The sequence below is a fragment of the Novosphingobium sp. BW1 genome, from assembly GCF_008107685.1.
In the GTDB taxonomy this organism is placed as follows: Bacteria; Pseudomonadota; Alphaproteobacteria; order Sphingomonadales; family Sphingomonadaceae; genus Novosphingobium.
Map to the genome: position 1 here is coordinate 66,205 of NZ_VIRF01000081.1, position 12,569 is coordinate 78,773.

Annotated in this window: 11 protein-coding genes and 1 pseudogene; 4 read left to right on the forward strand and 8 right to left on the reverse strand. The window is 65.4% G+C overall.

What is annotated here, in order from left to right:
• Positions 1-292: 292 nt before the first annotated feature.
• From FMM79_RS14750 to FMM79_RS14760, 4 genes are all read left to right on the forward strand, one after another.
• On the forward strand, positions 293-2,443 hold the full coding sequence (locus FMM79_RS14750) for an RNA degradosome polyphosphate kinase (protein WP_148628231.1): 2,151 nt from the start codon (positions 293-295) through the stop codon (positions 2,441-2,443).
• A 65-nt stretch (positions 2,444-2,508) separates the two neighbouring features.
• Positions 2,509-4,026 carry a Ppx/GppA family phosphatase gene (locus FMM79_RS14755; RefSeq protein WP_148628220.1) on the forward strand — a complete coding sequence of 506 codons (1,518 nt, stop codon included), beginning with the start codon at positions 2,509-2,511 and terminating at the stop codon, positions 4,024-4,026.
• Positions 4,027-4,282: 256 nt separating this feature from the next.
• Positions 4,283-4,405, forward strand: coding sequence for a hypothetical protein (locus tag FMM79_RS22095; protein ID WP_256376807.1), 123 nt, complete (start codon positions 4,283-4,285; stop codon positions 4,403-4,405).
• A gap of 23 nt (positions 4,406-4,428) precedes the next feature.
• Positions 4,429-4,836: a hypothetical protein gene (locus FMM79_RS14760; protein ID WP_148628221.1), complete on the forward strand. Its 408-nt coding sequence runs from the start codon at positions 4,429-4,431 to the stop codon at positions 4,834-4,836.
• A 52-nt stretch (positions 4,837-4,888) separates the two neighbouring features.
• Here the strand turns inward: FMM79_RS14760 and virB11 are convergent, their stop codons facing one another.
• The 8 genes and pseudogenes from virB11 to FMM79_RS14800 all read right to left on the reverse strand — a co-directional run.
• A complete protein-coding gene (gene virB11 / locus FMM79_RS14765) occupies positions 4,889-5,953 on the reverse strand; it encodes a P-type DNA transfer ATPase VirB11 (RefSeq protein WP_148628222.1) in 1,065 nt (354 codons plus the stop codon).
• 33 nt (positions 5,954-5,986) lie between these two features.
• Positions 5,987-7,093 carry a TrbI/VirB10 family protein gene (locus FMM79_RS14770; RefSeq protein ID WP_148628223.1) on the reverse strand — a complete coding sequence of 369 codons (1,107 nt, stop codon included), beginning with the start codon at positions 7,091-7,093 and terminating at the stop codon, positions 5,987-5,989.
• 14 nt (positions 7,094-7,107) lie between these two features.
• A complete protein-coding gene (locus tag FMM79_RS14775) occupies positions 7,108-7,956 on the reverse strand; it encodes a TrbG/VirB9 family P-type conjugative transfer protein (protein ID WP_371710924.1) in 849 nt (282 codons plus the stop codon).
• Positions 7,953-9,188, reverse strand: a complete 1,236-nt coding sequence (locus tag FMM79_RS14780) for a type IV secretion system protein (protein ID WP_148628224.1) — start codon at positions 9,186-9,188, stop codon at positions 7,953-7,955. Before FMM79_RS14780 ends, FMM79_RS14775 begins: the two co-directional genes overlap by 4 nt.
• Before the next feature lie 5 nt (positions 9,189-9,193).
• A complete protein-coding gene (locus tag FMM79_RS14785) occupies positions 9,194-11,629 on the reverse strand; it encodes a VirB4 family type IV secretion/conjugal transfer ATPase (RefSeq protein WP_148628233.1) in 2,436 nt (811 codons plus the stop codon).
• Positions 11,630-11,652: 23 nt separating this feature from the next.
• Positions 11,653-11,934 carry a type IV secretion system protein VirB3 gene (locus FMM79_RS14790; protein WP_148628225.1) on the reverse strand — a complete coding sequence of 94 codons (282 nt, stop codon included), beginning with the start codon at positions 11,932-11,934 and terminating at the stop codon, positions 11,653-11,655.
• A gap of 6 nt (positions 11,935-11,940) precedes the next feature.
• Positions 11,941-12,282 (reverse strand): TrbC/VirB2 family protein, encoded by a 342-nt coding sequence (locus FMM79_RS14795; RefSeq protein WP_148628226.1) that lies wholly within the window; start codon positions 12,280-12,282, stop codon positions 11,941-11,943.
• A gap of 162 nt (positions 12,283-12,444) precedes the next feature.
• Positions 12,445-12,569, reverse strand: a pseudogene (locus tag FMM79_RS14800) (IS630 family transposase); the annotation flags it as partial.

Consider the following 12,569-nt stretch of genomic DNA (forward strand, 5'->3'; position numbering starts at 1 on the left):
GCTGCTGCACTGCAACGCTGTTCACTTGGCCTAGAAAGAGTTTTCGTTACAGTGGCCTTTCCGTGTACCATTTGCCGCAAAAGCGTCATCGAGAACTGGCAAAGGCCGCGTTTTTAAAGACACGTACGTGCCACGGGCCGAAATCCGCGCTCTGGGCCGCACCGCAAGACCACCAGAAGAGGGTCACATGGACGAGACGACAGGTACCGTAATGCAGCTGACCGGAGATACGGATACGACGTCGCCCGCCCGTGCGCAGGCCCCCACACCTGCGGAAACCGACGCGCCTCCCATGATCGATCCTGCAGCCCTTGCCTCCTGCCCCTCGCGCTTCTTCAACCGGGAGTTGAGCTGGCTGGCATTCAACGAGCGGGTGCTCGCCGAAGCCTCGAACATGAACTACCCCCTGCTCGAGCGCCTGCGCTTCCTCTCGATTTCGGGCAGCAACATCGACGAATTTCTGATGGTCCGCGTGGCGGGCCTTGCCGGGCAGGTTCGCCGCCAGATCGAGGAAACCTCTATCGACGGGCTCACGCCCGGACAGGCGCTTGCCGCCACGCACGAGAAAGTGCTCGAACTCGAGACGATCCAGCAGAGGACCTGGGCCGGACTCAAGGCCGAAATGGCTGAAGCCGGCATCGCCGTCATTGGCGATGAAACCCTCGATCCAGTCCGCGAGCAATGGCTCAAGGACTATTTCGCGACCGACATCATGCCGGTCATCACGCCTCAAGCGATCGACCCGGCCCACCCCTTCCCCTTTGTCGCGAACCAGGGGATCGGCGTGCTCTTCTCACTGAACCGCATCGCCGACAACGCCCCGGTCATGGAAATGGTGCTGATCCCCGCGCCGCTGCCACGCTTCGTGCGCATTCCGGGTGATGAGGCCGCGTGGACATCCATCGAGGACCTTATCTGCCGCAACGCAGGGACCCTCTTTCCCGGCTTCAAGGTGGGCGGGCACGGCGTGTTCCGCATCCTGCGCGACTCCGACCTCGAAATCGAGGAAGACGCCGAGGATCTCGTGCGCTACTTCCGTTCGGCGATCCAGCGCCGCCGCCGCGGGCTTGTCATCGTGCTCCAGCTCCAGGGCAAGTTCGATCCGGCCGCCGAGGAAATGCTGCGGGGCCAGCTCGGTCTCGACCAGGCCCTGATCATGAAGACCGAGGGGCTGATCGGCTTCTCGGGCGTCTCGGCAATCTGCGACGAGGACCGCCCGGAACTGAAGTTCGAGCCCTATTCGCCCCGCTATCCCGAACGCGTCCTGGAGCATGACGGCGACATCTTCGCCGCGATCCGCGAGAAGGACATCATCATCCACCACCCTTACGAGAGTTTCGAGGTGGTGATCGACTTCCTGCGCCAGGCCGCGCGCGATCCGGACGTGATCGCAATCAAGCAGACGCTCTACCGCGCCGGCAAGCAATCCGCGATCATCTCCGCGCTCATCGCGGCGGCCGAACAGGGCAAATCAGTGACCGCGGTGGTGGAGATCAAGGCCCGCTTCGACGAGGAGCAGAATCTCCTGTGGGCCGGCCAGCTCGAACGCGCGGGCGTCCAGGTGATCTACGGCTTCATCGACTGGAAGACCCACGGCAAGGTCTCGATGGTGGTGCGCCGCGAAAGCGATCTGGGCAATGGCCGGGGCGGGTATCGCACCTACTGCCACTTCGGCACGGGCAACTACCACCCGATTACCGCGCGCATCTACACCGACCTTTCCTATTTCACCGCCGATCCGGCGGCGGGCCGCGATGCGGGCAAGCTCTTCAACTTCGTCACCGGCTATGTCGAGCCGGACGAGACCGAGCTGCTCTCCATCTCACCCATGACGCTGCGCTCGCGACTTTACGAGCTGATCGATGTCGAGATCGACAACGCAAAAGCGGGCAAGCCCGCCGCGATCTGGGCCAAGATGAACTCGCTCACCGATCCCGAGCTGATCGATCACCTCTACACCGCCAGCCAGGCGGGGGTGGACGTCGACCTCGTGATCCGTGGCATCTGTTGCCTCAGACCCGGCATCGAGGGCTTCTCGGAGAACATCTCGGTCAAATCGGTGATCGGCCGCTTCCTCGAACATAGCCGCATATGGGCCTTTGCCAACGGCGCGGATCTGCCCAGCCGCCAGGCCGAAGTGCTCATCACCTCGGCCGATGGCATGAGCCGCAACCTCGACCGGCGCGTCGAGATCATGATCCCGATGCGCAACAAGACCGTCCACGACCAGGTGCTCGACCAGGTCATGCTGGCCAACTTCATCGACACCGAGCAGTCCTGGCTGCTCCACCCCGACGGCACCTCCGAGCGCGTGGGCGAGGTCGAGGAGCCCTTCAACCTGCACCGTTATTTCATGACCAACCCCTCGCTTTCAGGGCGCGGTGCCTCGCTTGCCAGTGGACGAAAAGTGCCCAAGCTCTCGCTTCGACGGGGCAATATCTGACATAGGGCCCAAGTTCTGACACAAGAGTGTCGGAACAAGGTCCCTCTCGGATTCGTCTGGAAAGCATGATCGGCATCAGCCACTCGAGCGAAAAGCGCGCGATTATCGACATCGGTTCGAACACCGTGCGCCTCGTCATCTACAACGGGCCGCTGCGCGCACCGGTCGTCATGCTGAACGAAAAGGTCAATGCGCGCCTCGGCCGCGATCTCGATCGCAACGGCACGCTTTCCGAAAAAGCCTTGAAGACCGCGCTGGGCGCGCTGGAACGCTTTTCGCGCCTTCTTGCCCTGCACAAGGTGCGCGATGTCGACTGCGTGGCGACGGCCGCCGCGCGCGATGCCAGCAATGGTCCCCAGTTCCTCGAAGCCGTGCGCGGTTTTGGCCTCTCGCCCCGCCTGCTTTCGGGCAACGAAGAGGCCCGCGCCAGCGCCCATGCGGTCATCGCCGCGTTTCCTGGCGCGCATGGCACTGTTGCGGATCTTGGCGGGGGCAGCCTCGAACTCATCGGGGTAGAGAACGGCACGATCAGCCCGCGCGGTATCACCATGCCGTTTGGCACACTGCGCCTGCCCGGCCTGCGCAGCAATGACGCCATGGCCTTCTCCACCGTGGTACACGAACGGCTCAAGGCCAACGGCTGGAACGGCGGCCGGGGCGAGCCGCTCTACATCGTGGGCGGTTCCTGGCGCGCGCTCGCCCAGCAGGCCATGCGCGAGTTGAAGTGGCCGGTCGATGACCCCCACGGTTTCGCGCTTCCCGCCGATGATGTGCTGCGTATCGCCCGCCAGTTCGCCAAGGGCCGGATCGAGAACCCGGACCCGCGCGTTTCTTCTTCGCGCCTCGCCAGCCTTCCCGACGCGGCCGCGCTGCTCACCGAACTGGTGATCGCCCTCCAGCCGAGCGAGGTCGTGTTCTCCTCCTGGGGGCTTCGCGAAGGCCTGCTCTACGCCCAGCTCGAACCCGACGTGCAGGCCGAACCGCCGATGCTCGCCAGCGTTGCAGGTTTTGCGCTTGGCGTGAGGGTCTCGGCCGAGGAAGCGGTTGCGGTGGCTAAGTGGACCGCGCCCGTGTGCGACGATGGCGAGGACAGCAACGGGCATGGTCCGGGAAGCGAGAACGACCGCATCCTGCGCCAGGCCTCCACCCTTCTCGCCCTTGCAGCCATGCGCACCGAGCCCAACCTGCGCACCGAGGAGGCAACCACCTGGGCGCTGCGCAAGCGCTGGATCGGGCTCGACATGCGCGGGCGCGGGATGATGGCTATGACGGTCTTTGCCAACGCGGGTCTCTCGGGCATTCCCGATCCCTTCGACCGCCTCGCGACCCGCGCCGATCTCGATCGTGCGATCGGCTGGGGCCTTGCCATCCGCCTGTGCCGCCGTCTCCACGGCGGGTGTCACACCGCGCTCGATCTCAGCCAGCTTGCCGCGACGCCCGAGACCATCACGCTCTCGCTGCAGGAGCGCGGCCTGCCGCTGTTCAACCCGGCAGCTGCCAAGGACATCAAGGCGCTGGGCGAGTGGCTCGGGCGCTCCTGGCGCGTGCTGGGCCCGGACAACGAACTGATCGCCGAGGGCTGATCCCAAGCCTCTCGGCTTCGCCTACTCCACACACAAAAGATCGTTTACTTTCGGTATCTCCAGTACATTCTCTGCACTCATCAGGGTTTATTCTGATGGGCCTCTTTCCAGCTGTCGGTCAGCCTTGCTGTCGGCCGTCGGCATCGACGCCCCCTTGCAAGGGCTGGAAACTAGCTCATGGACACAAAGGACCGCCCTCCCCTCACACTGACCGAAAAGCGCGCGGCGTCCCACGTCTCACGGCTTCGACGAGTTCATGGGAATCCTCTACCTCCTGAACGCAGGGGAGTACCCCGAGCAGTACGACTATCCTAAGGACAGTCCCTCCTTCCAGCAGCGCGGTGTCGTCCATATCAGCCCAACCTGGTCAGTGAACTGAAGAGCTGCAAGCGCATCGGCAACATGACCTACAAGGTCCACCTCGATGGGGTCGACCAGACCGATCTGGTCTTCGGACGCGGACCGGCCAAGCGCAAGGAGTTCTACTACTTCACCGAAACCACCCTGCACAGGCTGCGCGACGGCGACTGGAAGTTCCTGTTCAAGAGCCAAGACAAGTGGTTCAACGGGGTCCAGGAGCAGCTTGTCACCCCCTACATCATCAACCTCAAGCTCGATCCCTTCGAGCGCTTCCTCGAGGCCCGCGGCTATGACGAATGGCAGGAAAACCACTCCTTGCCCCTGGGCGCGGCCGGCCAGCAGGTCGCCAAGTTCATGACCACCTTGCAGGAATTTCCACCCCGCCAGAAGAGCTTCGACCTCGATGTCACCGAGATGATGAGCTCGGCCTACAGCGCCCAGACCAACTGATCGCGCACCGCTCCCGCCGTATCGAGAGACGAAAGGGCGCCCTCTCTTTGCATCACTCGACCAGCGTGCGGCTCTCGGCGATCTGGCCGATCCCGCGCTTGCCGTCCTGACGGTCAAGCTGGACGACGATATCGATCACACTGGCGGCGTATTCCAGCGTCTCGGCGCGGGTGAGGCCGATGTTCGACTGCATGGACATCAGCGCGATCTGCTCAAGCGCTCCGCGCGGCGTGTTGGCGTGCACCGTCGAGAACGACCCCGGGTGGCCGGTGTTGATGGCGCGCAGGAACGAGACCGTCTCGGTCCCCCGCAATTCGCCGAGCACGATGCGGTCGGGACGCAGGCGCAATGCGGCCTGAAGCAGGTCGTTGGCCGAGACCTTGGCCTCCCCCAACTCACCCTTGACCGCGATAAGGCCGACACCATTGGCGCCCGGCAGCTTCAGCTCGGCAGTGTCCTCAACCAGCACGACACGCTCATCCTGCGGGATCTCGGCCAGCATGGCGTTGAGGAAGGTGGTCTTTCCGGTCGAGGTGCCGCCCGAAATCAGGATCGTGCGGCGGCGCTGGATGGCGTCCTTGAGGAACGCGATGGGCTGCGCCATCGGATCGGGCGTAGGCGCCTCCTCGGGCGGAGTGATGGGACCGCGATCATAGGCATCGAGCGGCAGATTCAAAAGGCGGTGACGGCGGATCGCCATGGCCCAGTTGCTGCGCGTGGCCGGCGGCCCGACCAGCTGGATGCGCGCACCGGACTGTCCGGCATGGGCCGGAAGCGTTGCCGAAAGCAGCGGATGCTCGCGGTTGATGCCCTGATGGCTGATCCGCGCCACCTGCTCGGCGAGGCGCTGGAGCAGGCGGTTGTCCATTTCGGGAAGCGCGATGCACTTCATTCCCGCGCTGCCATCCGCATGCGCGGCATCCTCCACCCAGATCTCCCCCGGCCGGTTGACCAGGATCTCGGTGACCGTCTCGCGGTCGAGCCAAGGGCGCAGCGGCGCCAGATAGGCGTCGAGATAGACACTGCGCGGAACCGGCGCTTCCACCTGGACCTCGGGCATGTTCTCAGACATCGGCGCGCCCGCGGCCGCAGGCACCAGCGAAAGAACGTGGGCCATGGCGAAATCCTGCCTTGGTAGTTGCGTGGACGATCACTGCACCGGACCGAAGTCGAGATCCTTGGCGGTGAAGACGCGGATCGGTTCCCCCTGGCGCACGCGGATCGTGGGGCCGATGGTCGAGCTGCCCTGGACGGCCTGCGCCGCCGCCGAAGAACCGCCTGCCACGACCACCGAGGCACCGCCGGTTGCCAGCGTCGTCAGGCCGTCGACGACCGAGAGCAGCATGGCCGAACCGAAGCGCTCGAAGAAGTGGGTGTTGACCTTGCCCGGAAGGCCCGTTTCACCGCCAAAGGCAATTGCGGGCGAACCGATGTCGACCGAAACGCCATCGGGGCGAATCACGCGCGTCCAGATCACGTAGGCGCGCTTCTGTCCGGCGGTTAGCCCGCTCTTGTACTGACCGATAAGGCGCGAGGAGCGTGGGATCAGCACCTTCTTGCCATCGAAGCTGCGCACGTCGGTCGAGACGATGGCGCGTACGTAGCCAGGCACTTCGGTGTCGATCGCGGTTTCAAGGACGGCCGGAATCAGTGTGCCCTGTGTCACCGTGGTTGCCGGATTGAAGGTGCGTGCGGCGGCCGCGGTCGAGTTCGTACCCGCAAGGCGCGAGGCAAATTCATCGTTCGGGGCGCCGCCCGCCTTGACCTCTCCTGCGGCAGGACCCGGCGCGCCAACCGCGCCGGCGCTGGCATCATAGACGACCGTCGGGTTGGCATAAGGGTTGCCCTGAGGGCCAGCCTGGGCGTTGGGATCGTTGGCGAGAACGGGCGCAGGCGCAGGTGCGGCCAGCGGAGCGGCCGGACGCGGTACCGGTACCGGTACCGGAGCGGGTCGCACCGAGGGCGTTGCTACCGGCGCTTCGGGAACCGGCGCAGGCGCTGTGGCAAGGTCTTGCTCGGGCGCGGCGTTGCGCGCGCCGTCCATCATCCACAAGGTAAGACCACCCAGCGCGGCCACGAAAACGATCCCCGCGACCAGGCCCAGGCCATCGGCCTTCTTGCGCTGCGAGACCTGAGGCAGAACGTTACGGGTGGCGAGGTCGATAACTTCGGCCCCCTCACCCTCGCGCGGGTCGGTCGCGTTGGCGCCGAAGCGGCGCTCGTGAAGAGCGGAAACGGAAGAGGAATGGGGCGCCATCGTTCAAGCCCTTTTCACTGTGCCGAAACCGGCGGGGTTGTACCTGCACGCTGCGCGAGTGCCGATGCGGGACGTTCGCCGAGCGGAACGGTGTTGAGCAGCTCGGCCACGTCCTTGCCCCGGCGCAGGATAATGCGGTCGGGCACATCGCTCACCACGATGGTGGGGCCGCGCACCGCGTAGTTGACCGGACCTTCATCCCCCTTCTCGTTCTCGACAAGGATGGCGGGAAGGTTCGGTGTGTGCTCGGGCCAGACGAGGTAGGTCGATTGCCCATCGTCGTAGACCCGCACGGGCTGCAGCTTGGCCGCGCCCTTGCGCTCCCAGGCGAAGTTGAGCGCGGACGCCTCGGCGGGCATCGCCAGCGGATCGCCCTCGGCAACCGCGCGTTCGGCCGGATCGAGATGGGCCAGGCGCTCCGCCTCGCTGGGACGAGAAAGCGGCGTGTCCTCCACCGGCTCTTCCTCGTCTGCATACGTGAAACGCAGCATATAGAGCGGCTTGGCCTTCCCTCCTGCGACGAGGTCGAAGAAGTAGGTACGCTTGTTGGTCACAACAGTCATGTTGGTGCGTGCGCTGGTCTCCAGCGGCTTCACGAACAGCAGGTCCGCGCGCTTGTTGGGCGTTATCTGCCACTGCGAGCTGTCCCCCACCGCGACGTTCTCGATCGCTTCGTTACGGCCAAAGGCGATGGTGGCCTGAACTGTGGTGCGCCCCGGAATGGTGACGACCTCGTCGGCCCGGTAGGCGTGCTCAACGAGGCGGTCGTCGGCGCGAACAGGGGCGCTCAGCAGCCCTGTGACGAGAACCGATCCCAGCATCATCCGCGAAAGTGTGGTGCGCAGCGTAAAGGCGTGCGTCATCGTGTCTTCTCCTTGACCGGCGCGCGGCCGGTGTCGTTCGAGGCGCTGCGAAAGCGACTGCCAATGCCCTTCGCGCGCATGTCCTGTCCGGCTCTGGCGGGTGCAATGCCGCCGCCGGTGACGTGGGTGGTCACGGTGCTCCGGTCACCCGAGCGGCCCGAGCCGCTCTCCCCGCCGTAGCCACCCGGACCGGCCTGCGCGGCTTGGCTCGCCGCCATCGCGCTCATATGCCCGGTGCGCGAGGTGGCGACGCCCAGCGGCTGGAGCATCGGGGCTTGTAGCACCGGTACGGGCGCAGCAGCGCTCGATTCGCCCCGCTCTTCGCGGCCAGCTGCCCGTCCGAAGACACGCCAGCCCGAGACCATCGTGCCGGCCACTTTGAACACCATGACCATGAGCGCGACGTGGACCGCCGCGACCGTGAAGAAAGCCATCGCCGCGCGCCCGTCGACCTCCCCCATCTGCGCCGAGCTGACGAGCGCGGAGACGATGGGCACGAGCAGTTCGAGGATAATGCCTCCGCCCATGACCACGAAGAGCGGGGTGAAGGCGGTCAGCACCATGCCGCGCAGCCAGCCCGCCGTAAGCCCGCGCGTTGCTCCAAAAAGCCCAAGGATCACGAACAGTGGCCCCAGCGCGATAAGGATGCCCAGCGCAATGCGCGCGGTGAGGAGAATCCCCACGGTCCCCAGCAGAAGCAGGATCGCGCCCATCCACATCAGCCCTTCGGGCGACATCATCGAGGCCGCATCGGCCGCGTCCTTGGCAGCCTCTCCGGCGGAGCCGCTGCCTGATCCGGCATTGGTGCCGATCTCGTTGATGACACCAAAGACGATGTCAATGCGGTCCGCGAAGATCTGCGTAGCCGAACCGTCCGCGCCCATCAGCTGCCCCGCGATCCAGTCGGGTCCAGCGAGCGCAAAGCTCCACACCATGCCCTGGTAGGCAAGCCAGCTGCTGGTGAAGAGCAGCACCACGCCGATCGTGATCATGCGCGGCATGAGTGCGGACACGCCAACCGAGGCCCGGCCCGTGATCAGGAGGAAGGCAAAGAGCGCGATGTAGAGCGCGAGCAGGATCGAGATCGCGGGCACGAGCGCGCCATCGCTGCCGAACAGGCGCCCAAAGGCCCCTGCGGCCATCTCGTTCGCCACGCAGTCGACCGCCCGCAAAGCGGGGGCTACCCCATTCGAGGCGAGCTCCGTCAGGCGCTGGCAGGTGTCGCTGGCCATGTCCTCTACTCGGCCGCCTCTATCCACAGCGCGTCCTCGGCGACCCCGGCGTCACTGTCGCCCGGCCAAGGCTGGCCGGTGAGCGCGGGATACCAGGCGCGCGGCGCGTCGCCATAGCGCTCGCGCAGCGCATCGAGCTTGCGCACGGTGCTCTCACGGCCCGACAGGACGGTCAGCACCTCGGGACTTCCTGAAAGATCGAGACGCACAACGACCGAGGCGTCGCTCTGGCGGATGAGGAAGCAGCGCGAGTGCGCAGGCAGCGTGCGGATCACTTCCAGTTCGTGAAGCGACAGCCCAAAGCCCTCGCAGTAATCCTCGGGCCGCGCACGCGAGTTGGGCATGAAGAGCATGGTCGCGGTCTGCTCGACCAGCGCGGTCGAAATACGGCTGTCGAGCGCGTCACGCGCAGACTGGGTGGCAAAGCCGACCAGCGCGTTGCGCTTGCGCAGGGTCTTGAGCCAGTCGCGGATGCGCGCGGCGAAGACTTCGTCGTCGAGCGCCTTCCAGCCCTCGTCGATGAGGATCATGGTCGGCTCGCCGTCCAGACGTTCATCGATGCGGTGGAACAGGTACATCATCACCGGCGTGCGCAGGCGCGGGCTTTCCAGAAGCGCGGTCATGTCGAAGCCCAGTACGCGGGTGTCGAGATCGAGCCGGTCCTCGGCGTTGTCGAAGAGCCAGCCGTGTTCGCCCCCTTCGATCCAGGCATCAAGACGCGAGGCGAGATCGCCGGGTTCGGGACGGCGCGCGCCGGCAAGCAGTTCGCGAAAGTGCGCGAGACGGCGCAGCGAGGCATCGTTGTGGAAGGCGGCATCGACTGCACTTGCAATCGTCGCCACCTCTTCCGCGCCCTTGGCCTCAAGCAGGACGCCCAGCCAGTCGCGCAGAAACGCGCGGTTGGCGTCAGTGTCAGGAAGCGAAAGCGGGTTGAAGCCGGTCGGATGCCCCGCCGCGATACGGCTGTAAGTGCCGCCGATGCCGCGAAGGAAGACCTCGGCGCCGCGGTCCTTGTCGAAGAGGATCGTGCGAGGCGCGAACTTCTGTGCCTGCGCGGCGAGGAAGTTCATGACCACCGTCTTGCCCGAACCCGACGGTCCGATGACGGTGAAGTTACCAAGGTCACCCTGGTGAAAGTTGAAGAAGAACGGGGTCGAACTGGTGGTCGCGAGCAGCGTGACCGCATTGCCCCAGTGGTTGCCACTCGCTTGGCCCAACGAGAAGCCATGGAGCGAGCCAAAACAAGCCATGTTGGCGCTGGAAATGAGCGCGCGGCGCACCAGGAACTCTTCGTTCCCGGGGAACTGCCCCCAGAAGGCAGGCTCCAGGTTCGCGTCCTCGCGCACCGCAACCGCGCCTGCATCGGCGAGCGAGGCGGCACAGGCCGCGCTCAACGTATCGAGTTCGTCGAGCGTGTCGGCGCGCACCAGAACGGAGAGGTGATGGTCGCCAAAGCCGACCGCGCCAGTGCCCAAGGCGTCGCGCGCGGACACCATCTCGGACCGCTCGGCCATGGCTTCCTCGTCAGCCGAACGCAGGCGGCGGATTGCAAGATCAATGCGCTCGCGCGCGATCTGGCGATCGCAGGGGGCGTAGGTTTCGGTAAGGACCATCTCGGCGGGCAGGCGCAGCAGCGCATCGGTCAGCCCCGGCGAAGTCGCATCGGGGTATTCCTTCAGGCTGACCATGGCGCCGAAGGCAGGTCGGCCATCCGCCCCGCGCAGCTCCAGTGCATCGAGCCCGAAGTTGATGCGGCGATAGGGCAGCATGTGGCCGATGTCGTTGCCCACAGCCGGACGACGCACGGGCCGCATCTCACCATTGTAGAGCGCGCTCAGCAGTTCGAGGACTTCCGAACAGGTCCCCGTGGTACCCTCGTAGTCCCCCAGAAGTCGCGCGCCGTAAGCGCCAAGCGAGGCAACCATGGCGGTCGCGGCCGCGCGCAGCGCGCGCACATCGGCGAGGTCGAGGCCGGAGCCATCCTTGCCCTTGTTGCCACGCATGCCGCGCGAAAGCCGATCCGCCCAGCCCGCCTTGCCGCGTGCGGGACGGCGCACCAGGGTAATGAACTGGTCGTTGACGAAGAGGTCGCCCGAGCGCGTCCGCTCACGCCAGCGTGCGTCGATATGCGCGGCGAGCGGGTCCTCGAAATGGCCGTCGAGTTCGACTTCGACACGGCGGCGGATAACGTGGTGATAGAGCACGAAGCGCGCATCAAGCGAGGAGCGAAGCAGCACCTCGCGCGTGGCCACATGGGCGTTGAGCTCATCGGTGTCGGCGGTCTCGAAAGCCAGCCCCGGCACCATCAGCGCCAGCGCCAGCGACCCATCGCGCAGGCGCACCACGCTCTCATCAACAAGCTGCGCATAGGGCAGACGGTCGCCCGCCGCCGCTTCCTTGGCGGCCCAGCCCGTCAGCACGTCCTTGAAGCGACGACCCATTGTCATTCCCCCGCGAGCGCCCCTCAGGGCGCGTAACTGTTGCAGCCCCAGCGCTTCCAGTTGCGCACGCGGGGGCACTTGCTGACTTTCTTGAGCCAGAGATCGAAGACCCGCGGTTCACGCAGGCAGGCAAGGTAGCCAATCGCGTGCATCACCGCGAAGGCGAGCAGCGCGGCAAAGTTCTTGGTGAGCAGGAAGACCTCGGTCGTCACCATCCCGTTGATGATGAAGTAGCTGAAGGTCACGCCAGCAAACATCTGCGGCCGGGTAAGCGCCCTGTGAACCGGGAAGCGGGCAAGCGCCATCGCGGCTCAGCCTGCGACCTGCTGAATGCCCGAGACGATCGCGCCCGCACCGAACAGCACGAAGACGCCGATGATGACCGTGGCGCCAAAGCGCCAGTTCATGCGGCCCGTCAGCATGCCAAAGCCCACTGCGGCCACCGCCATGACGGCCACCGCCGTTGCCACATTGCCAAGCAGGGTTCCCTGCAGCCAGGTGAGCGCGTTGACGATGGGGCCCGAACCGGCAGGGTCCTGTTGACCGGCCACTTGCGCGAAGGCGCGCACGGGGCTGAGAAGCATCGTGGCAAAGGCCAGGAGCCCTGAAAAAACCTTGAAAAGCGATCGCGGTGAAACGCAAACGAACGTCATAACTCGAATCATCCTGCCCTGTGTCTGGGGGCGGATTGCGCGAATCTTGTGACAAGCTTGTGACGATCACACGGCGAAGACGTCATTCTCCCATCTCGCCTGCGCCAGAGCGCCCACCGGGCCCGACTGGCCACGCGGGCGCTGACGAAGCAAGAGGTTATTCTAGTGGATTGATTCCAACGTTTGGTGCCCGCGCCTGACAGCGGCGATGATGTCGTGGGGGTCGGCTTTCCAGACGAAGGGACGCGGATCCTCGTTGTGCTCTTTGATGAAGCGGTTGATGGCTG